The organism is Pseudomonas sp. D4-21 (genome assembly GCF_051132125.1).
Lineage (GTDB): Bacteria > Pseudomonadota > Gammaproteobacteria > Pseudomonadales > Pseudomonadaceae > Aquipseudomonas.
In genome coordinates this window covers 3,609,852-3,629,700 of sequence record NZ_CP071664.1, presented here as the reverse complement: position 1 = coordinate 3,629,700, position 19,849 = coordinate 3,609,852, and the positions used below count along the sequence as shown (strand labels likewise).

Annotated in this window: 19 protein-coding genes; 11 read left to right on the top strand and 8 right to left on the bottom strand. The window is 60.0% G+C overall.

The features are described 5' to 3' along the window. Positions 1 to 5: 5 nt before the first annotated feature. The 3 genes from J3Q04_RS16195 (at position 6) to rssC (ending at position 2,700) form a co-directional block, all read left to right on the top strand. A complete protein-coding gene (locus J3Q04_RS16195; RefSeq protein WP_420764663.1) occupies positions 6 to 695 on the top strand; it encodes an MlaA family lipoprotein in 690 nt (229 codons plus the stop codon). Positions 696 to 1,036: 341 nt separating this feature from the next. Continuing rightward, positions 1,037 to 2,218, top strand: a complete 1,182-nt coding sequence (gene rssB, locus J3Q04_RS16190) for a two-component system response regulator RssB (RefSeq protein ID WP_039589103.1) — start codon at positions 1,037 to 1,039, stop codon at positions 2,216 to 2,218. Beyond that, on the top strand, positions 2,218 to 2,700 hold the full coding sequence (gene rssC / locus J3Q04_RS16185) for an anti-sigma factor antagonist RssC (protein WP_420764662.1): 483 nt from the start codon (positions 2,218 to 2,220) through the stop codon (positions 2,698 to 2,700). Before rssB ends, rssC begins: the two co-directional genes overlap by 1 nt. Positions 2,701 to 2,844: 144 nt before the next feature. Here rssC and tal read toward each other — a convergent pair whose 3' ends face one another. The 5 genes from tal to J3Q04_RS16160 all read right to left on the bottom strand — a co-directional run bounded on the left by tal (position 2,845) and on the right by J3Q04_RS16160 (position 6,599). Further along, entirely contained in the window at positions 2,845 to 3,771 is a 927-nt protein-coding gene (gene tal, locus J3Q04_RS16180; RefSeq protein ID WP_420764661.1) for a transaldolase, read from the bottom strand. 178 nt (positions 3,772 to 3,949) lie between these two features. Beyond that, entirely contained in the window at positions 3,950 to 4,945 is a 996-nt protein-coding gene (gene dusA, locus J3Q04_RS16175) for a tRNA dihydrouridine(20/20a) synthase DusA (protein ID WP_434610600.1), read from the bottom strand. 91 nt (positions 4,946 to 5,036) lie between these two features. Beyond that, entirely contained in the window at positions 5,037 to 5,759 is a 723-nt protein-coding gene (locus tag J3Q04_RS16170) for a metallophosphoesterase (protein ID WP_434610603.1), read from the bottom strand. A 64-nt stretch (positions 5,760 to 5,823) separates the two neighbouring features. After that, positions 5,824 to 6,429 (bottom strand): putative adenosine monophosphate-protein transferase Fic, encoded by a 606-nt coding sequence (locus J3Q04_RS16165; RefSeq protein WP_434610606.1) that lies wholly within the window; start codon positions 6,427 to 6,429, stop codon positions 5,824 to 5,826. After that, positions 6,429 to 6,599: a YhfG family protein gene (locus J3Q04_RS16160; protein WP_085987050.1), complete on the bottom strand. Its 171-nt coding sequence runs from the start codon at positions 6,597 to 6,599 to the stop codon at positions 6,429 to 6,431. The genes J3Q04_RS16165 and J3Q04_RS16160 overlap by 1 nt, the downstream gene beginning before the upstream one ends. Positions 6,600 to 6,760: 161 nt before the next feature. Here J3Q04_RS16160 and J3Q04_RS16155 point away from each other — a divergent pair, with 161 nt between their 5' ends. From J3Q04_RS16155 to J3Q04_RS16140, 4 genes are all read left to right on the top strand, one after another. Then, on the top strand, positions 6,761 to 7,981 hold the full coding sequence (locus J3Q04_RS16155) for a putative DNA modification/repair radical SAM protein (protein WP_434563302.1): 1,221 nt from the start codon (positions 6,761 to 6,763) through the stop codon (positions 7,979 to 7,981). Continuing rightward, positions 7,972 to 8,841: a TIGR03915 family putative DNA repair protein gene (locus J3Q04_RS16150; RefSeq protein WP_434610610.1), complete on the top strand. Its 870-nt coding sequence runs from the start codon at positions 7,972 to 7,974 to the stop codon at positions 8,839 to 8,841. Before J3Q04_RS16155 ends, J3Q04_RS16150 begins: the two co-directional genes overlap by 10 nt. A gap of 122 nt (positions 8,842 to 8,963) precedes the next feature. Next, entirely contained in the window at positions 8,964 to 9,650 is a 687-nt protein-coding gene (locus J3Q04_RS16145) for a cysteine hydrolase family protein (protein WP_434610612.1), read from the top strand. A 7-nt stretch (positions 9,651 to 9,657) separates the two neighbouring features. Beyond that, positions 9,658 to 10,551 (top strand): LysR family transcriptional regulator, encoded by an 894-nt coding sequence (locus J3Q04_RS16140; protein WP_434610614.1) that lies wholly within the window; start codon positions 9,658 to 9,660, stop codon positions 10,549 to 10,551. A gap of 162 nt (positions 10,552 to 10,713) precedes the next feature. Here J3Q04_RS16140 and J3Q04_RS16135 read toward each other — a convergent pair whose 3' ends face one another. Then, positions 10,714 to 11,631: an AraC family transcriptional regulator gene (locus J3Q04_RS16135; protein WP_434610616.1), complete on the bottom strand. Its 918-nt coding sequence runs from the start codon at positions 11,629 to 11,631 to the stop codon at positions 10,714 to 10,716. A gap of 258 nt (positions 11,632 to 11,889) precedes the next feature. On the opposite strand from J3Q04_RS16135, the gene J3Q04_RS16130 reads away from it, so the two are divergent. Both J3Q04_RS16130 and J3Q04_RS16125 read left to right on the top strand, forming a co-directional pair. Further along, complete coding sequence (locus J3Q04_RS16130) at positions 11,890 to 13,113, top strand: MFS transporter (RefSeq protein ID WP_434610619.1); 1,224 nt, start codon at positions 11,890 to 11,892, stop codon at positions 13,111 to 13,113. Between the two features lie 109 nt (positions 13,114 to 13,222). Further along, positions 13,223 to 13,465 (top strand): hypothetical protein, encoded by a 243-nt coding sequence (locus J3Q04_RS16125; protein WP_434610621.1) that lies wholly within the window; start codon positions 13,223 to 13,225, stop codon positions 13,463 to 13,465. Positions 13,466 to 13,496: 31 nt separating this feature from the next. Here J3Q04_RS16125 and J3Q04_RS16120 read toward each other — a convergent pair whose 3' ends face one another. Both J3Q04_RS16120 and J3Q04_RS16115 read right to left on the bottom strand, forming a co-directional pair. Next, positions 13,497 to 13,976: a hypothetical protein gene (locus J3Q04_RS16120; protein ID WP_420764651.1), complete on the bottom strand. Its 480-nt coding sequence runs from the start codon at positions 13,974 to 13,976 to the stop codon at positions 13,497 to 13,499. An 87-nt stretch (positions 13,977 to 14,063) separates the two neighbouring features. Then, a complete protein-coding gene (locus J3Q04_RS16115) occupies positions 14,064 to 15,212 on the bottom strand; it encodes a mechanosensitive ion channel family protein (RefSeq protein WP_434610624.1) in 1,149 nt (382 codons plus the stop codon). A gap of 286 nt (positions 15,213 to 15,498) precedes the next feature. On the opposite strand from J3Q04_RS16115, the gene J3Q04_RS16110 reads away from it, so the two are divergent. Continuing rightward, positions 15,499 to 17,070, top strand: coding sequence for a sensor domain-containing diguanylate cyclase (locus J3Q04_RS16110; RefSeq protein ID WP_434610626.1), 1,572 nt, complete (start codon positions 15,499 to 15,501; stop codon positions 17,068 to 17,070). Positions 17,071 to 17,270: 200 nt separating this feature from the next. Beyond that, positions 17,271 to 19,847 (top strand): bifunctional diguanylate cyclase/phosphodiesterase, encoded by a 2,577-nt coding sequence (locus J3Q04_RS16105; protein WP_434610628.1) that lies wholly within the window; start codon positions 17,271 to 17,273, stop codon positions 19,845 to 19,847. Positions 19,848 to 19,849 lie beyond the last annotated feature (2 nt).

The following is a 19,849-nucleotide window of genomic DNA, read 5'->3' as shown; positions in this document are numbered from 1 at the left end:
TCCCTATGCGCTGGAGCCATCGTCTAGCTCAGCTGTGTCTATCTGCCAGTATCCTGCTGGTACCGTTTGCCGCCCAGGCCGCCACGGAAGAAGATCCATGGGAAAGCATCAACCGTCCAATCTTCACCTTCAACGACACCATTGATACCTATGCGCTCAAACCGCTGGCCCAGGGTTATCAGTACGTGACGCCGCGATTCCTCGAAGACGGCATCCACAACATGTTTCGCAACATCGGTGACGTGGGCAACCTGGCCAACGACCTGTTGCAAGCCAAACCGGCCGCTGCGGGAGTCGACACAGCCCGTTTGATTTTCAATACCACGTTCGGTCTCCTGGGGTTTTTCGACGTGGGCACCAAGATGGGCCTGCAACGTAACGACGAAGATTTCGGCCAGACCCTCGGGTATTGGGGGCTGGGCAGCGGACCGTACCTGATGCTGCCACTGCTGGGGCCGAGTACCCTGCGTGACGCGCCGGCCAAGTGGGTCGACAGCTACGCCACCCCTTACCCTTATATCGATAATGTCTCGGTCCGCAATTCGATCTGGGGCCTGAACATCGTCGACACCCGTGCCAGCCTGCTCTCGGCGGAAAAGCTCGTCAGCGGCGACAAGTATGTGTTCATCCGCAATGCCTTCCTGCAAAACCGCGAATTCAAGGTCAAGGATGGTCAAGTCGAAGATGATTTTTGATTTCCAATTGTAAGTTGCGGAGGCGGCCCAGATGGCCGCCTTCTTTGCTTTGGTAGGGTTCAAGCGCAGATTTGTCCTTCCATTGAGTTACGCTTCGCTCGGTTCTTATAACTCTCCGTGCTTTGACAAATAAAGACGGCAAGCGGCGATTCGCATGAGCTTGAAACGCCCCGCGGATGGGAGTACCGTCTGCGCCTTAGAAGGGCACCTCTGGTGTAACCGTGTGTAGGGCGAAGGCCTGAAGCCGGTACGGCAGAGAGGCTAGAAAGCGAATCCAGTAGTGCGCGCAGGCCCAACGCCAAGCCCGCTACGCCAACCTAATTCTGGCGCCGTTTGCCCACATGCCAAAAACCAGTGCCACGCTGCTGATAATCGATGATGACGAAGTGGTGCGAGCCAGTCTCGCGGCCTACTTGGAAGACAGTGGTTTCAGCGTCTTGCAGGCCAGTAACGGCCAACAGGGTCTTCAGGTATTCGAGCAGGAGAAGCCCGACCTGGTCATCTGCGACTTGCGCATGCCGCAGATGGGCGGACTCGAACTCATTCGCCAGGTCACCGAGCTGTCGTCGCAGACCCCGGTCATCGTCGTTTCGGGCGCGGGTGTGATGAACGACGCGGTCGAGGCGTTGCGCCTGGGCGCGGCGGACTACCTGATCAAGCCCCTCGAAGACCTCGCGGTGCTTGAGCACTCGGTGCGCCGAGCCCTGGATCGCTCGCGACTGCTGGTGGAGAACCAGCGCTACAGGGAAAAGCTGGAGACCGCCAATCGCGAGCTCGAAGCCAGCCTGAACCTGTTGCAAGAGGACCAGAACGCCGGGCGCCAGGTGCAAATGAACATGCTGCCGGTGAGCCCCTGGACGGTCGATGGTTTCCGTTTTGCCCATCAGATCATCCCGTCGTTGTACCTGTCGGGGGACTTCGTCGATTATTTTCGTGTAGATGAGCGTCGCGTGGCGTTCTACCTGGCGGACGTTTCCGGGCACGGTGCTTCGTCGGCGTTCGTCACGGTGTTGCTGAAGTTCATGACCACGCGCCTGCTGTTCGAATCCAAGCGCAACGGTACATTGCCGGAATTCAAGCCTTCGGAGGTCCTTGGGCATATCAACCGGGGCCTGATCAGTTGTAAGCTGGGCAAGCACGTCACGATGGTCGGTGGAGTCATCGACGAGGAGACTGGTTTGTTGACCTATAGCATCGGCGGTCACCTGCCGTTGCCTGTGTTATATACACCAGACAGTGTTCGTTACCTGGAAGGGCGTGGTTTGCCGGTAGGCCTGTTCAACGAGGCGACCTATGAGGACCACGTATTGGAGCTGCCACCGACATTCAGCCTGACGCTGATGTCTGATGGCATTCTGGACCTTTTGTCAGAGCCTACACTCAAAGAGAAAGAAGCGGCCTTGCCCGAGCGGGTGAGTGCAGCGGGCGGCAGCCTGGAAGGCCTGCGGCAAGTGTTTGGATTAGCCACGCTAGGGGAGATGCCGGATGATATCGCCCTGTTAGTGTTGAGCAGGAACCTTTGATGAGTACCGGTAGAATCCAGTTCGCCGAGCAGGACGGCACTTTTGTCCTGAAGTTTGTCGGTGAGGTGCGCCTGACCTTGTGTTCGGCGCTGGATGCGACAATAGAAAAGATCTTCACCGCGCTGAATTTCAGCGCCATCGTGATCGACCTGACCGAAACCCGCAGCATCGACAGCACTACGCTGGGCCTACTGGCCAAGCTGTCGATACTGTCGCGGCAGAAAGTCGGCCTGCTGCCGACTGTCGTCACTACCCACAACGACATCACCCGTCTTCTGCAATCGATGGGTTTCGACCAGGTGTTCAACATCGTCGGCGATCCGGTGCCATGCCCCGATTGCCTGGACGACCTGCCTGACCAGGACCAATCCGAGGAAGAAGTGCGGATCAAGGTACTCGAAGCCCACAAGATCCTCATGGGGCTGAACGACTCCAATCGCGAAGCGTTCCATGACTTGGTGAATGCGCTGGAGCGGCCTTGATTCTTGAGCCTGCGTAGGCCGGACTGACGCTTTCGCGAGCCTGCTTGCGAATGGCCTGGTCAGACGCCAGATTTCTCAGGCCGAGCCGCATAAAAAAGGGCGAACCCATCAGGGTTCGCCCTTTTGCATGCCTTGCGAATCAGCTCAAAGCTTGGCTTGCAGCAACGCTTCCAGCTTCTCCTGGTCACGAGCGAACTGACGGATGCCTTCAGCCAGTTTCTCGGTCGCCATGGCGTCTTCGTTGGACAACCAGCGGAACTGGGGCTCATTGAGGCTCAGGCGAGCTTCTCCAGCTTGCCCAGGTGCCAGTTTGCGCTCCAGCTTGCCTTCGTCGGCGGCCAGTTTCTCCAGCAGCTCAGGGCTGACAGTCAAGCGATCGCAACCGGCCAATTGCTCGATCTGGTTGAGGTTGCGGAAGCTCGCGCCCATAACCACGGTCTTGTAGTCATTGGCCTTGTAATAGTTATAGATGCGCGTCACGGACTGCACGCCCGGATCATCGGCGCCGGTGTAGTCGTTGCCGTTGGCCTTCTTGTACCAATCGTAGATACGGCCCACGAACGGCGAGATCAGGAAAACCCCGGCATCTGCACAGGCAGCGGCCTGGGCGAAGGAGAACAGCAGGGTCAGGTTGCACTGGATGCCTTCGCGCTCCAGTTTCTCGGCAGCGCGGATGCCTTCCCAGGTCGAAGCGATCTTGATCAGCACGCGGTCACGGCCAACGCCGGCCTTTTCGTACAGATCGACCAGCCGATGCGCGCGCTTGAGCATGGCTTCGGTATCGAACGAAAGGCGTGCATCCACTTCGGTGGAAATGCGCCCCGGAATCACTTTCAGGATTTCCTGGCCCACCGCAACACCAAAGCGGTCGCTGGCCAGGCCCACGTCGCCCTTGCAGTCCGCCACGCAAGCGTTCAGCAGCTCGGCATAACCGTGGATGGCCGAAGCCTTGAGCAGCAGGGATGGGTTGGTGGTGGCGTCGACGGGTTTGATGCGGGCGATGGCTTCGAAGTCGCCCGTATCGGCCACGACGGTGGTGAACTGCTTGAGTTGTTCCAGCTTGGAAGTCATGAGCGTGCTCTGTCCTATGGGTCCGTTGACATTACCCGAGGGCCGGCAGCCACTCAAGGGCGTGAAGAGGTATCGATGGCCCCAGCGGCAACAACCTGAAAACGGGTGTTTGAAAGGCCGGGGCAACTACCGGTAGATACGATGCCAAAACAGCGCGCAGGTTCAAAGCAAGTGATGGTTAACGCCCTTCCAGCAACTGGCCCGCCTGATCGAGCAAGGCCAACGGATCCTTGGTCTTGTGGATATCCACCGACAACAACTGCCGGAACCGCCGCGCGCCCGGGAACCCAGTGCCCAGCCCCAGCACGTGACGGGTGATGTGGTGCATGGCACCGCCTTGTGCCAAGTGATCGGCAATATAAGGCCGCAGCTGTGCCAAGGCCTCGGCACGAGTAATGAGCGGCGCAGTGCTGCCGAACAACTGTTGGTCCACTTCGGCCAGCAGATACGGGTTGTGGTACGCCTCGCGGCCCAGCATGACACCATCGAACGTTTGCAGATGTTCGTGGCAGGCCTCCAGTGTCTTGATTCCACCGTTGAGTACGATCTCCAGCTCAGGGAAGTCCGCTTTCAATCGGGCCACCACGTCATAGCGCAATGGCGGAATGTTGCGATTCTCCTTCGGCGACAACCCCTCCAGGATCGCAATCCGCGCATGCACGGTAAAACTGTTGCAACCGGCGTCACGCACGGTCCCGACGAACTCGCACAATTGCTCATAACTGTCGCGACCATTGATCCCGATCCGATGCTTGACCGTCACCGGAATCGACACGGCGTCGCGCATCGCTTTCACGCAATCGGCCACCAATTCCGGATGCCCCATCAAGCAGGCGCCGATCATGTTGTTCTGCACCCGATCGCTCGGGCAGCCGACGTTGAGATTCACCTCGTCGTAGCCATGTTCCTGGGCCATTCGGGCGCAGGCCGCCAAGTCGCCGGGGACGCTGCCGCCCAGTTGCAGGGCCAGCGGATGCTCGGTTTCATGGTGGCGCAGGAAGCGTTCGTGGTCGCCGTTGAGCAAGGCACCGGTGGTGACCATTTCGGTGTAAAGCAGGGCGTGCTTGGAGAGGATGCGTAGGAAGAAGCGACAGTGGGCGTCGGTCCAATCCATCATCGGGGCCACGCTGAAGCGGCGGGAAACGGACTGTCGCAAAGTTTCTTGAAGAGGCATGGGAATCTGGAGGCAAATGCGGAGGCCGCACAGTTTATCAGGTATGGGACGGCAGCGAATGCATTCACCCCGGACTAGGCAGCCCACCCATTCACTGCGTCATCCCTATGCTGAAAACCGATTGGCTGCCGATTTCCATGAGGCTCAGTGCTCCGTCGGAAAAGGAGCAGCCAGTATCCATGTAGACAACATTGCCGAGGCGGGTGACGCGCGGGACTGATGAATGTCCGACATAAACTTCGTGGATGCCTTTGATTGGAGTCGGGTCCTGCTGTTCGATTTTGTCCCGGGCATAAAGGGCTTGCGCCAAGGCTTGTTGTTCGGACTGCTTTCCTCGCGTTCCGGTAATGGCTTCCTTCGCATTCTGCCATTCATTTTCAAGCCCGACAGCTGGCGCTTGGGCATGTACTATCCCAACTGTTTTATCGTCGGATAACTTAACTTCGATAATGATCGGAAGTTGCTGAAACGCTGCTAGAAGTTGCTCCTGGGTGGTCGGGCTCAACTCATAGAGCCAGGCGCCGCCGTTGCGGATGTGCCTGTGTCTGTCTCCGTGGCCGCAGATACCATCGATAACCATTTGCTCATGGTTGCCGCGTACCGCATGAAACCAGGGTTGCCCAAGCCAATTCAATACGTCCTCTGAGTCGGGACCGCGATCGATGAGGTCCCCCACGGAAAAAACCCGGTCTACTTCGGTATTGAACTCGAGTTTCACCAAGGCCCTTTCCAGAAGCTTGAAATGCCCGTGGACGTCGCCCACGACAAAGTCTCGGCCTCGTTCATTCGGGGGGAACGAGGCGGTCTGGTTCATACATCGTCTTTCGGCAGGGTTGGCTGGCACGGAATGTATCGCTTAAGCAAAGAGCGCAGGTAACTTATGGTCGAGATTGTATCGGCTGTCCAATACACTTCTTGAAAACGGTTTCCATGGGATCGAGCACGCAGTTATAAGCCGCGATATTGGCATTGATCCATTCGTCTTTTTCGATTCCCCACCAACTTATTTCGAACCCGACATTCATGATGAGGTGCTCAAACAGGATGCGTTGGGCGCGGCCGTTGCCTTCACGAAAGGGATGGATGACGTTGATATCGGAGTAGGCGTCCGCCACGGCGACTATGAGTTCATCCCGGCCCATTGCTTCGAACCAATTCGCTGCCGCTATGCGGGCGAAAATCTTTTCGGCTTCCTTCTCCATGTATTCCGGTTGGCAGAAGCGAGTGTCCTGCTTGGCCATGCCAACGGTCCGCAGCTGTCCGGCCCATTCGAACAGATCTGCGAACAATGCGTGATGGATGTTCTGAAGGTAAGCCAGGCTGTAAGGGGGCGGGTTGAATTCAACACTGCTCGCCGCGATCGCCGAAAGCTGTTGTTCGGCTTCGCCCAGGGTGGGTTCGTCGTGGATATCGAGTTTGTTGCGCAGGACCGTGGAGCCGGGATAGCAGTAGGCGTCCTCGCCGACGCCATATTTGTCGGGCATCAGGCTCGGGTCTTGGTGAAGGTCTTCAACACGTCTTCACGGGATGGCAGCTTGCGTTCGCCGTCCTCGAAAGACACCTTGAAGCCCTCCAGGCGCAGGCTCGCTGCGTAGTTGGACCTACGAGTCCTGGCTGCGTAGGCCTTCTTTGTTTCAAGGCTGACAGTGCCCATGGGGTTGGACCTCGAATCACGTGGGTGAGCGGATTATAGCCCATCGCGTAGCCAATGAGCCCATCTGTCACTGTCGGTTCGGCGGCTGGATTGACCAACGGAGCTTGCAACACGGCGCATCTGCGAATACTGTTCATGCATCCAGTGTTCGAGTGTTTTCCATGCAACTCATTGCCAAGCTGGGCATTCTTGCCGATGCCGCCAAATATGACGCATCCTGCGCCAGCAGTGGCGCCCCCAAGCGCAGTTCGCGGGGGCGGGACGGGCTTGGGGCCACGGATGGCATGGGTATCTGCCATAGCTACACGCCGGATGGTCGCTGTGTATCGCTGCTCAAGGTGTTGTTGACCAATTTCTGCTTGTACGACTGCCAGTACTGCGTGAACCGCCGCTCCAGCAATGTGCCGAGGGCGCGATTCTCACCCGAAGAAGTGGTCCGGCTGACCCTGGATTTCTATCGACGTAATTGCATCAGCGGCCTTTTCCTGAGCTCTGGCATCATTCGCTCGGCCGATTACACCATGGAGCAGTTGGTTCGAGTCGCGCGGTTGCTGCGCGAAGAGCACCAGTTCCGTGGATATATCCATCTCAAGACCATTCCCGACGCCGACCCGCTATTGATCGAAGAGGCCGGGCGGCTGGCGGATCGCCTGAGCGTGAATATCGAATTGTCCTCGGAGATCAGCCTCAAGCGCCTGGCGCCGGAGAAGCAACTGGCTACCATCCGTCAGGCGATGGGCACCATCCACGACGGCCAACAGGCGGTGGCGGGCGAGCCGCGGGCGCCTCGTTTTGCCCCGGCCGGGCAGAGCACGCAAGTGATCGTCGGGGCCGATGCCACCGATGACCACGCCATCCTCAGCAACGCCGAGTCGCTTTACCAGGGCTACGGCCTGCGGCGAGTCTATTACTCCGCCTTCAGCCCGATCCCCGAGAGCCCCGCCAGCGTGCCACTGGCCGCGCCACCTTTGCTGCGGGAGCATCGGTTGTATCAGGCCGACTTCCTCATGCGAGGCTACGGCTATAAGGCAGGCGAACTATTGAGCACATCCACCAACCTGGACCTGGACATCGACCCCAAGCTGGCCTGGGCATTGGCCAATCGTGATGTGTTTCCACTCGACCTCAACCGCGCCGAGCCGGCTTTGCTCGCGCGCATTCCCGGCATCGGCCTGCGCAGTGTCCAGCGGCTGGTGACACTGCGCAGGGAGCGGCGGATTCGCTACGACGACTTGGTGCAGTTGCGTTGCGTGTTGGAAAAGGCGCGTCCGTTTATCGTGACCAGCGATTACCGCCCCGCTGACGGCCAAGTGCGCAGCGGGCTGCTCCGAGCGCGCTTGCGCGACCCACAGCGGCCGGTGCAAATGGGGCTGTGGGCATGATCGCCCTCGATTGTGACGACGTTTTCAGCACCTGGCGTGACCAGGCCCGAACGCTGCTGGGCCACGGAATCGACCCCAGCGACGTGACATGGGCCCAGGGCCCGATCGCCGACCTGCTGGCTGTGCCGACGCCGCTGCCACAGGGCCCGGGGCCGTTCCAGACGCGCGTGCCGGCGGGGTTGTTGGGGCAATTGGAACAGGCCAGCCGCTACCAGGGCGAACAACGCTGGAATCTGCTGTACGAAGTGCTCTGGCGCGTCGCCCATGGCGACCGCACCGCAATGCTCGCTGGCGATCGATTGGGCAGCGAATTGCAACGGCGTATCAAACAGGTCAGCCGCGAAGCCCATCACCTTCATGCGTTCGTGCGTTTCGTACCGCTGCCGCCGGCGGTCGCCGAACAACTGCAGTTGGATCTTGTGGCTTTCCACCAGCCCGCCCACGACATCCTTGAAAGCGCGAGCGGGCATTTTGCCGAGCGATTGGGCCGGCAACGCTGGCTGATCGCAACGCCCCGCGATGGCATTCGTTTCGATGGGCATTCGCTGGACTATCAACGCCGTTGCCCTGAGCAATGGCAACAATGGGCCCGCCACGCCGAAGATCCCGGCGCGGAATTGTGGCGCACCTATTATCGACACATCTTCAATCCGGCGAGGCTCAACCCCACCGCGTTGCGCCAGCACATGCCGGGGCGATTCTGGAAGCACTTACCGGAAGGGGGTTTGATTCCTCAGCTGGTGGGGCAGGCGCGGCAGGGCAAGCAGAGGGATGGGCAGGCATTGGAAGTGGGGGAGAAAGTGGGGAAGCGGATAATCGCGGGCAGTGGGGCAGAGGTACGGGGCTGTAGACAGTCCTGAGCGCTCGATCATGGTTCACTTGTGCAGATTCCAAACAAGTTCTGTGCCGTCCGCGCTGTGTTCCGGCGCCAGCCATCCACCTAGGATTCCCTTCATTCACTCCATGAAAGAAGGAACTGCCCATGCAAAGCTTTACCCGTCGATTGCTCACCGCCTGTGTATTCTCAGGCGTTCTCGCCAGTGCCGGCGCCTCGGCCGAGAGTCATCCAACCATTCGTGCAATGTCTGGCGCAGTGCCCGTGAGCCAGTTGCCTGCCGGTAAAACCGCGTTACTGGTGATCGATTTTCAGAATGAATACTTCACCGGTAAGATGCCGATCCCTGACGGCCCGGCAGCGCTGGCCAACGCCCGGAAGCTGATCGAATTCGCCGATGAACACCAAATGCCGGTCTACCACGTTCAGCACATCGCACCCGCCGGCTCCCCTGTGTTTGCCATCGACGGTGAAACCGTGAAATTCCATCCTGATATGCAGCCCAGGCCCAATGACCCGGTCTTGCAAAAAAACACCGTCAGCGTGTTCGGCAGTACCGATCTGGACAAGCGTCTGAAAGCCGGGGGTATCGAGAACGTGATCGTCTCCGGCCTCATGACCCATGCGTGCGTGGCGGGCGCTGCTCGGGATGCGGCACCGCTGAGCTATAACGTGTTGGTGGCGGCCGATGCATCGGCTACGCGTGCGATTACCCGGGTCAATGGGGAATCGATCGACAAGGACGCCTTGCACAAGGCTGCCCTCGCCGAGATTGAGGATACGTTCGGCGATGTGATGAACACCGCCGAAATCGTCAAGCTACCGGTGCGCTAAGCCCCCTATGAATCAGATGCTCGCCATGCGTGTGTTCCGCTGCATCGCTGAGGCCCAGGGATTCTCAGCCGCAGCTGAGCGGCTGAACACCACGCACTCGTCGGTTTCCCGGCATTTGCATCAGTTGGAATCCACGTTGGGCGTGCGTCTGGTCAATCGCAATACCCGCCGCATGAGCCTTACGGCAGCAGGGGAAAGGTACTACGCAGCCTGCGTGGATATCCTTGACCGAGTCGATGCCGCGTCCCAAGCCGTCGCGCTGGAACACGAGCGTCCCTTCGGGCTGCTTCGGATCAGCGCGCCGCTGGTGGTAGGCACCTTGGAGTTGGCGCATTGGTTGCCGGCCTTCCAGGCGCGGTATCCGGAGATCCAGATCGATTTGTCTTGCTCTGATCCGTTGGTCGATCTGGTGGCCGATGGCTTCGACGTCGCGTTGCGGATTTGCGGGCCCTTGGCCGACAGCAGCCTGGTCGCCCGTTTGCTCAGCGTTTCACCGCTGGTGCTGGTAGCGGCGCCGGCTTACGTGTTCAAGTGCGGTTTGCCTCGCAGTGCTGCCGAACTCAACGAGCATCGGTTGCTGACGTATGGGGCGACTCCTCAGTGGACGCTCACCAGCGCCTGGGAAGGCCCCGTCAGTCTGGATTGCCAGGGCATTTTTCATACAGACACCATCACTGCCTTGCACGCTTATGCCTTGGCAGGCGGCGGCATAGCCGCGTTTACCCTGGCGACGGTGCAAGATGACCTGTTGGCCGGCAGGCTGGTGCGAATCCTGCCTGAGCACACCCTTGGGGAACGGCACTACTACGCGCTTTACCCTCATGCCCGGCATCTGCCGGCCAAGGTGCGCGTGTTCGTGGAGTACATGACGCAGTATTACCGCGCAGTGTCAGGCGGATGAGCACAACGAAGCGCGCTCCAAGGTATTCCATGGCTTGCGCATGGTTGGCTTGCGGTTGGTGTAGGTGCAATGCAATCCCCCTGATCCTGGCGCGCAAATGTATTGCGCTGGCGGACCCGTAGGATGAGGCCGAGTCGCCAAGGTGGAGCCGGGCACCACGAGTCAATCAGCTTTAATGGCATTTGCCGGCCTGCGCAACGCCGCGATATCCCGCTTCGGGGACGCGCCGAAGAGACGGCTGTATTCTCGGCTGAACTGCGAGGGGCTTTCATAGCCCACCTGGTAGGCCGCGCTCGCCACGTCCAAGTGCTCGTTGAGCATCAGGCGCTTTGCTTCGTTCAACCGCAGCCATTTCTGGTATTGCAGTGGGCTCATAGCCGTGAGCTGGCGGAAATGGTGATGGAACGTCGGGGCGCTCATCTGCACGCGCGACGCGAGGTCCTCCACACGGACAGGCCCGGTGTAGTTGAGCTTCAACCAGTCGATGGCCTTGGCGATCCGGTAGCCTTGGCTGTCGACGGAGGCAATCTGCCTTAGCCGCGCGGCCTGGTCGCCCATCAACAACCGATAGTGAATTTCTCGCTGGATCAAGGGCGCCAGCACCGGGATGGCGTCGGGTTCATCGAGCAGGGCCAGCAGGCGCACGAACGGCTCGAGAAAATCCTGGGTGGCCGTGCCGATCCCCGCACCTATCCCGACGGCGCGCTCGACCCGTGGTATCACGCTGCCCTGGGCGATCAGATCCGCCACCATGCGCAAATCGAGTCGCATGACCAGCCCCAGGCAGGGCTGTTGCGGGCTGGCGGCCAACACTTCCGAGTTCGCAGGCATATCCAGCGAAGTCATAAGGAAACGTGCGGTGTCGTACCCATACGCCTGCCCCCCAATCCACACCTGTTTCATCCCTTGGGCGACGAGGACGATGCTCGGTTCGATCATGCAGGTCATGGGTGGGGCAGGGGCGTCGCGGCGGAAAAAACAAAGACCGGCAATTGACGTTTCAAAGTCGCCCGGTCCTGTCGTCCGGTTATCGATGAGGTTGGCGAGCCTCTGTTGGAGCGATCTGTCTTGGGCGGTCATGTCGATATCTGCGGGATTGAGAGCTATAGGCAGAACATTACCCCGCCAAGCGAAGCGTTGCCTATGGCAAACAGGCGGGTTCACAGGATCGGGCAAGAACTCCAGCGAAATGTTCTACCGGTCGCCCTTGCCGGTCGTTAAAACTGCACGTCACATTAAGCTCATCCGGAACGGCGCTCGCTCGCCGGGTCCATGCTCGGTGCAATCACTAGACCCAAGAGAGGGGCTCCGAGCCCATCAAGCAATTTCAGGATTTTCATGACCGATACCTCATTGCCAAAACCACAGGGCAAACCTGCATGGGGCGCTGTGCTCGCCATGTCGTTGGCGGCCTTTGCACTCGTTGCTTCGGAATTCATGCCGGTCAGCCTGCTCACACCGGTGGCCGCAGACCTGCACATCAGCGAAGGGCAGGCTGGTCAGGGCATCGCCGTTTCCGGTGCCTTTGCGTTAGTCACCAGCCTGTTCATCGCGTCGATCGCGGCGCGCATCGAACGCAAGTGGCTGCTCTCGGCGCTGACGCTGTTGATGATCATCTCCGGAACGGTGGCGGCACTGGCGCCCAGTTATCTGGTTTTCATGGTCGGGCGGGCACTGATCGGCGTTGCGATTGGCGGCTTCTGGTCGTTGTCGGCGGCGACGGCCATGCGCCTGGTGCCGCAGGATAAAGTCCCCCGGGCCCTTGCCATCGTCAACGGCGGCAATGCCTTGGCCACGGTCGTGGCCGCGCCGTTGGGCAGTTTCCTGGGAGCGATCATCGGCTGGCGTGGTGCGTTTTTCTGCATCGTGCCCGTCGCTGCGCTCGCCCTGGCATGGCTGCTGATGAGCCTGCCGTCGATGCCCATCCAGGCGAAACGGGGCGCCGCCAATCCTTTCAGGCTGATGGCCCGGGCGCCGGTTGCGTTGGGCATGCTGGCGGTCAGCACGTTCTTCATGGGCCAGTTCATGTTGTTTACCTACCTGCGGCCGTTCCTGGAGAGCGTGACGCGGGTGGACGTCTCGTTGCTTTCGCTGATGTTGCTGGCGATTGGTCTGGCGGGATTGCTCGGCACCTTCCTGATCGGTGCGCTCCTCAAAAAAGGCCTGTATCGCACGCTGATCATCATCCCGCTGCTCATGGCCGCGATCGCCCTGGCCTTGGTGGGGTTCGGCGATTCCGCGTCCATCACAGCCTTACTGCTCGGCCTCTGGGGCCTGGTGGCCACGGCCGCGCCTGTGGGCTGGTGGACCTGGCTGGCAAGGACGTTGCCGGACGATGCCGAGGCAGGGGGTGGATTGATGGTCGCGATCGTTCAACTCGCCATTGCCTCGGGGGCCACGGTGGGCGGCGTGCTGTTTGACTTGAGCGGTTATCGCGCGACCTTCGAAACCAGTGCCGCGGTCTTGGTCGTAGCCGCAATCCTCACCATTCTGGCAGCTCGGGCGTCGGCTCGACCATCGACACAAGCGTCGCCCACCGTGACATACAGCACGGGGCGTTGACTTGGGAGCCGTTGGGCGGCTGCGGTTGGTGGCACATTGATATCTTGGTAGACTTTGGACTCGTTATCTACCGAGTTGGTTAGTTGTGTCTACTGAGAGAATTCAACCCTTGGAGCAGGCCCTTCTGGCGGTAATAGCTGCTGCGGGAAAAATGGGCATCAGTTGCGATGAGTTATGCGCCCAGGCGGTGGGCGGCCTGGTGTCCGAACAACACTGGACCTGGGCGGATGCCCAACATGCGGAGCGTGCCGCCGACGAGATCGACAATGCCATGGCGATCCTCATTGACCGGCAAACAGGGACGCCAATCAAAAGCGGGCCTGATGCGGCATTTGAATCGAATCGACTCTGAGAACGGGCAATCCGTTGAATCCCGTTTGTGCTTAAAGGCCCAAGCCTTCCTCGATGAACGACAGGAAAGTGTCTTCATCGAGGGTCACGGGTTCGGGCTTCTGCTGGCCGGTTGGCCGCAGATGCCAATGGGATTCGCCATGCATCCCCACCGTGCGCAGGATGCAGCGCTCCAATCCCTTCGTATGGATTTCGATGCATCCCTCGGCATCGGGGGAAAAGCGAGCGATCGGGTCGAGCAAGATACGGCGGTGATTGCCCTCGATCACCAATTGGTCGATGGCATAGTTGTAAGTCGACCCGCTGGAATGGCTTTCAAACACATGGGTGGGGTTACGCCGGATAACCAGGCCCGCCTCACAGACCGGCGCCAGCCAGCTTTCAATCTGGCGGTACAGCTCGTACACCTGGCCAGGCCAGTGTTCAATCGCCAGGTCGGCGCAATGGTCAGTGTCGGCCGGCGCGCGTTGGGCCTGCCTCAGCTTTGCTGCGAGTTCGTCTGCCTTGCTCATGTCGATTCCCTGTCGTGGTGATGGGTTGAGCTTAGCCGAAGGGGCAGGGTGGGCGTTTGCGCTGGGTCATGGAAGCGCAATTGACGGTTAATGCTTGGCGCCTGCCCCATCGGTTCGTAGCGGCATCCTTTCACTGTTCCCCCTGGCGAATTGCTCAGGCATCTCCGGCAACGAAGCCACGTGCACGGCGCGGGACGGCATGGCGAAGCGCACGCCGATCTTGGCGAACTCGTCCATCATCCCCAGGTTGATGGCTTGCTGGATGTCCATATAGACGTTGTAGCTGGGGTCCAGCACGATGTAGACCGTTTCGAATTCCAACGTGCTTTCGCCGAAACCGCGAAAGTGCGCGCGGTCGAAGCGGGTTTTCTCCTGGGCCCTGATGATGTTTTCGACGATGACGGGCACTTGCCGAAGTTGTTCGGTCGAGCATTCCTGAGGCAGGGCGAATTCGAAGACGATGCGGCGCTCCTGCAGGCGTTTGTAGTTCTGGATGGTGGTGCTGATCATCCCCGCGTTGGCCATGACGATCTGCTCGCCGCCCAGGCTGCGGATCCGGGTGGTCTTCAGGCCGACATGTTCCACGGTGCCCGCCAGGGAACCGACCACGATGAAGTCGCCGACTTCGAAGGGTTTGTCCACGGCAATGGACAGCGAGGCGAACAGGTCGCCGAGAATGTTCTGCACGGCGAGCGCTACGGCAATGCCGCCAACGCCGAGGCTGGCAACGAATGCTGTGATGTTCACGCCCAGGTTGGAAAGCATCGCCAGCAGCACCACTGCCCACAGGAACACTTTTGCGCCCCAGAGGCTCAAGGTGGCCAAGGCGCTTTTCTGATGGATGTCGCTGTGGCTGTGACGCGCGAAATAGTGCAGCAAGGCCAGGGCGATCGCCCGGTTTGCCCATAACCCCACCTGCAAGGCGGCGACGACGAACCAAAGGCTGCTGACCCGACCCAGCCAGCGTTCCGGCAGGTCCAGAACACCGATGCCGATCAGAATCGAGGCCAGCAATAGCAGGGTGTTGCTGGTGCTGGACAAGACCTCGACAGCAATATGGCTGACGTAGGCATCGGGCCTTTGCGCCCGTGCCCGTACGTTTTTCAACAGGAAGCCGATGCCGGCTCTGGCAACGATGAAACTCACCGTCATCACGCTGAGTGCCAGTAACCAATTGGCGATGGAAATGCCGAGCAGTTGGGTGTCGGTAAAAATGTCGAGAGAGCTTGAATCCATGGGTCGGGATCACCTGTGCCATTGCTGTTCAGGTTGTGCCCTGGCCGATTCGCGCAAGGCACGGGCCGGGCCATGAACTTTGTTAGTTCATGTGGGCCAGGGGCCGTTCAAATTTATTCTCCGGGCGCGGCGCGTGCCTTGCGCTTGGCTTGTTTTGGATCCATTGCGCCATCCATCGACTTACTCCTAAAGGCAAATTGCCGCCCCCCAAGCGGTACGCTAAGCTCGCGATTATTGGGGGCTTTTGAGCGACTCGCTCACTGTTTTGCCCTCCCCAGGATTTCGCTTGCCTATCCCCATCCACGATCCGAACCATGCGCCTGGCGGTGCCTTGAAACGCCTGCCTTTGCTCAAGGCCGCAGTGATGTTCATCGCAGCCGTGTGCCTGTGCCTCTGCGGTTTGCTCTTCTTGCAACTGGAGCAGTCCCGTCGGCATGACCTGGAGTCGGCGCGCCTCGCTTCGGCCAACCTCACCCGGGCCATGGCCCAACAGGCCCAGGACACATTCCTGCAAGCCGACCTGGCGCTTGCCAGCCTGGCCGACTGGATTCAAAACGACGGGTTCGGTCCGTCGACACGTCCACGCCTGCACCAGACATTTGCCCGGCGGGTGCAGTCCCTGGAGCAGTTGCATGGTCTGTTCCTGTTCGACAAGAACGGCCAGTGGATCATTACTTCTTTCGAACACCTGCACAGGGGGGCGGGGGTGGCCGATCGGGACTATTTCAAGTTCCACCAGCAGAACGCCTCGCTGATCGCCCACGTCGGCCCAGCGGTTCGAAGCCGACAGAACGGTGAATGGATCATTCCGGTTTCCCGTCGATTGAATGACCAGAAGGGCAACTTCCAGGGCGTGCTGCTGGCCGGCATCAAGATGTCCTATTTCGATCAATTCTTTAAAAGCTTCAGTCTCGACGCCAAAGGCGAAATGTCTTTGGCGCTGTCCGACGGTACGTTGCTGGCGCGTCGTCCTTTCGATGAGGGACAGATCGGTCGTCCGCTTGCCGATGAGTACGTTTACGAACACCAGCACGCAAGCATGGGCGCCGGCGATACGGTGCTCCGCCCGGCGCCCGACGGCATCGTCCGGTTATATGGGCACCGGCATCTGCAGGCTTATCCGCTGATGGTGACCGCCGCGATGTCCGAACAAGCGATCCTGGCGGGCTGGTACGACAGGGCGTTCCAGTCCAGCCTTATCGTGGCCTTGGTGGTGTTGGGCGTTTGCCTGTTTGGTTGGGTCTTCGTGCGCCAGGTGCGCAACAGCGAGCGGATCGAGGCAGACTTGCGCAAGGCCCAGGAAGCGCTGGAGCTGATCGCCACCCACGACAGCCTGACCGGCCTGGCGAATCGGCGTTTATTCGAACGTGCCCTGGACATCGAATTCGGGCGAGGCGCTCGCCAGCGCAGCCCCCTGAGCCTGATCATGCTCGACATCGATTTTTTCAAACGCTACAACGACACCTATGGGCATGTTGCGGGGGACCACTGCCTGGCCGAGGTGGCGAAGGTGCTCAAGAGTTGCTGTCATCGCAAGGCCGACCTGGCGGTGCGCTACGGCGGCGAGGAGTTCGCCGTCCTGCTGCCCGACACCAACCTGCACGGTGCCATGGCATTGGCCGAGCAGATCCGCAGCTGTGTCATCGACAAGCACATCAGCCACTCCGCTTCCCCCTCTGGCTACCTGACGGTCAGCCTCGGCTGCTATGCCTTCGTGCCGAGCAGCCTGGACAGTACCGAAGTGTTTATCCAACGGGCGGACGCTGCGCTCTATCAGGCCAAGCACAGCGGTCGCAACTGTGTCGCGGTCCTATCCAGGGAAGGCGCGCTGGATGCGCTGGAGCGTTCCGACCGTTGAGATCCGTTGGAATCATCGGCGGCGGATAACGGTCCATTGGTCAACATGCAGGCTAGGCGTGGGCCCTTTCGTCAAATCTTGTGGGCTCATCATCTGGCTGGACGATGGCTGCTAAGGTTAAGAAAGCGCAACGGTCCGATGCGGTTCACGCCGTGACCTTTGCACGGCGAAGCCAGCGCCGAAAGGATAGGAACAGGTCAATGGATACCACTGCCGATACCCCCTCTGATGTCTCGCGTCATACGCCGATCACCCGTCGCCTGGTGGCGGCCCTTGGCGTGTTGTTTGTCCTGGGGGTTCTGGTGGCCGTCGCCGCGCTGTTCAACATCGCGCAAAAGCTGGATGCACAGGATGTGGATGAGACCCGCTTCTATATCCAGCGTGCCCTCGATAATCGCATCACAGCCACGAAAAACTACATCACCAGCTACGCCTACTGGACCACTGCCTACGAGCACCTAAGCGGCGAGGTCGATGTGCAGTGGGCCTATGCCGACCAGAACATGGGCAAGACCCTGTTCACCAACGATGAACTAGAAGGTGTGTTTGTCATTGACCATGAGCGCACCAAATATGCCGTGGTGCGGGGCCAGCAGGTCCAGGCAGACGCGGCGTCGTTCATGAATATGCCGCTGAAGGACCTCGTGGATGAGCTCCAGGCACAACCTGACCTGACCAGGCCGATGATCCGCTACACCTTGTTCGAAGGCTGGCCGGCCGTCGTCACGGCTTCGGTGATTGTGCCCAACGACGAACGTCCCCAGGTCAACGCCAGGGAGACGTCGATCCTCCTGTTCGTCGACCAACTGACGCCGGTGAAACTGCGCAAGGTGGGCATGGGTTACGGCCTGACCGACCTGACCCTGGTGAAAGACACCACATTGGAGCCCGGCCAGCCCGCGGTGCCGTTGGACAGTACCGGCTACAGCTTGATATCGCAGCTGCAGCGGCCGGGCCAGCATTTGCTGTGGTCACTGGCTCCGCCGTTGGGAGGCGCATTGCTGATCCTGGCGTTGCTCACTGCCTATTTTTTCCGGTATGCCATGCGCACGGCTCGACAGGTGGACGCCAGCTACGACAGCCTTGAAAAATCGAAACAAGCGCTCGAGGCCAGCGAAGAACGTTTTCGCGCCGTGGCCGAGGCGGCGTCCGACTGGATATGGGAGATCGACAGCCAGCAACGCATCACCTATCTATCGGCTCGCTTTAACGCCGTCACGGGTTTTTCCGACCAGCAGTGGCTAGGCCAGGAGATCGAGCAGTTGCTGTTCTGCGACACCCTGCCCATTGCTTCCTGGCTGGGCAACCTGGTCGAAGAACAGAACGCCAGCAACCTGCGCTGCTCTTACCGCGATCATTCCGGGCAATTGCGATTCTGTCGGGTCTCGGCGCGACCGATCCAGGACAAGGCAACCGTGACGGGCTATCGCGGCACGGCCAGCGACATCACCGATGAGGTGGCCGCCCACGCTCAAGTCCAGCATCTGTCGCTGCATGATGCGCTGACCGGACTGCCGAATCGCAACAAGTTGGCGCGACACCTGGACGACGCGTTGATCGCCAAGGAGCATTCCGCGCCGTTGGCCCTGCTGATGGTGGACCTGGACAACTTCAAGCCGATCAACGATTCCCTGGGCCATGCGGCGGGCGATGCTGTGTTGCTGGAAGTCGCCCAGCGCCTGCGCGACAGCACGCGTGAACAGGACCTGGTGGCGCGCCTGGGAGGGGATGAGTTCGTGATAGTGCTCAGTGGCGTGGAGCACTCCACTGAGATCGACCGATTCTGTACGCGGCTCATCGACAGCCTGCAGCAACCGATCCACTACGAGTCCCATTCCCTGCACATTGGTGCGAGCATCGGCGTTGCCGTGAGCCGACGACAAGGCTACGTACCAGGCGAGTTGATCCGCTGCGCCGACATAGCCCTGTACCAGGCCAAGTCCGAGGGTAAAAAGACCTGGTGCTATTTCGCCTCGCACATGAACGATCAGATCCAGCATCGTCGTCAGTTGGAAAACGACCTGCGCCAAGCGGTGAAGAACAACGAATTCATCCTGCATTTCCAGCCTCGCTACACGGTCGACGGCCAAGAGATCGTCGCGGTGGAATCGCTGGTGCGCTGGCAACATCCAACCCAGGGTCTGTTGAGCCCCGATGCCTTCATTCCGCTGGCCGAGCAAACCGACCTGATCGTCCCGCTGTCGCGCTGGGTACTGCGCGAGGCGTGCGAAACCGCGCTCACCTGGCCGGGATCGCTGATGGTTTCGGTCAACCTGTCACCGGCGCAATTCGAACGCAGCGATGTGGTCGAGGATGTCCGCCAGGTATTGATCGAAACCCACTTCCCGGCGAGTCGCCTGGAGCTGGAGATCACCGAAAACGTCATGCTGAACGACGTGGATGGCGCGCTCCAGGTGATGAATGCGCTCAAGGAATTGGGGGTGCGCTTGAACATGGACGATTTTGGTACCGGTTACTCATCCCTCGGCTACCTGCGCACATACCCGTTCGACGGCATCAAGATCGACAAGCGCTTCATTGCCTCGATGAGCAATAGCAGCAACGACCGCGCCGTGGTCCAGGCGATTATCAACCTGGGCAAGGCGATGGGCTTGACCGTCACGGCGGAGGGCGTGGAGACCCTGGCACAATTGGGTTCATTGGGCACCGATGAATGCCACGAAGTGCAGGGCTATTTCCTTAGCCGGCCAATCGACAAGCAGGCATTTGCTGCCTTGCTTGAAAGCAGCCAGTCCATGTCAAGAACCGGTTCCTGAGC

Bases quoted from the DNA above. Each gene is read 5' to 3' on its own strand.
- J3Q04_RS16195 (WP_420764663.1), top strand. From the start codon at position 6: ATGCGCTGGAGCCATCGTCTAGCTCAGCTGTGTCTATCTGCCAGTATC.
- rssB (WP_039589103.1), top strand. From the start codon at position 1,037: ATGCCAAAAACCAGTGCCACGCTGCTGATAATCGATGATGACGAAGTG.
- rssC (WP_420764662.1), top strand. From the start codon at position 2,218: ATGAGTACCGGTAGAATCCAGTTCGCCGAGCAGGACGGCACTTTTGTC.
- tal (WP_420764661.1), bottom strand. From the start codon at position 3,771: ATGACTTCCAAGCTGGAACAACTCAAGCAGTTCACCACCGTCGTGGCC.
- dusA (WP_434610600.1), bottom strand. From the start codon at position 4,945: ATGCCTCTTCAAGAAACTTTGCGACAGTCCGTTTCCCGCCGCTTCAGC.
- J3Q04_RS16170 (WP_434610603.1), bottom strand. From the start codon at position 5,759: ATGAACCAGACCGCCTCGTTCCCCCCGAATGAACGAGGCCGAGACTTT.
- J3Q04_RS16165 (WP_434610606.1), bottom strand. From the start codon at position 6,429: ATGCCCGACAAATATGGCGTCGGCGAGGACGCCTACTGCTATCCCGGC.
- J3Q04_RS16160 (WP_085987050.1), bottom strand. From the start codon at position 6,599: ATGGGCACTGTCAGCCTTGAAACAAAGAAGGCCTACGCAGCCAGGACT.
- J3Q04_RS16155 (WP_434563302.1), top strand. From the start codon at position 6,761: ATGCAACTCATTGCCAAGCTGGGCATTCTTGCCGATGCCGCCAAATAT.
- J3Q04_RS16145 (WP_434610612.1), top strand. From the start codon at position 8,964: ATGCAAAGCTTTACCCGTCGATTGCTCACCGCCTGTGTATTCTCAGGC.
- J3Q04_RS16140 (WP_434610614.1), top strand. From the start codon at position 9,658: ATGAATCAGATGCTCGCCATGCGTGTGTTCCGCTGCATCGCTGAGGCC.
- J3Q04_RS16135 (WP_434610616.1), bottom strand. From the start codon at position 11,631: ATGACCGCCCAAGACAGATCGCTCCAACAGAGGCTCGCCAACCTCATC.
- J3Q04_RS16130 (WP_434610619.1), top strand. From the start codon at position 11,890: ATGACCGATACCTCATTGCCAAAACCACAGGGCAAACCTGCATGGGGC.
- J3Q04_RS16120 (WP_420764651.1), bottom strand. From the start codon at position 13,976: ATGAGCAAGGCAGACGAACTCGCAGCAAAGCTGAGGCAGGCCCAACGC.
- J3Q04_RS16115 (WP_434610624.1), bottom strand. From the start codon at position 15,212: ATGGATTCAAGCTCTCTCGACATTTTTACCGACACCCAACTGCTCGGC.
- J3Q04_RS16105 (WP_434610628.1), top strand. From the start codon at position 17,271: ATGGATACCACTGCCGATACCCCCTCTGATGTCTCGCGTCATACGCCG.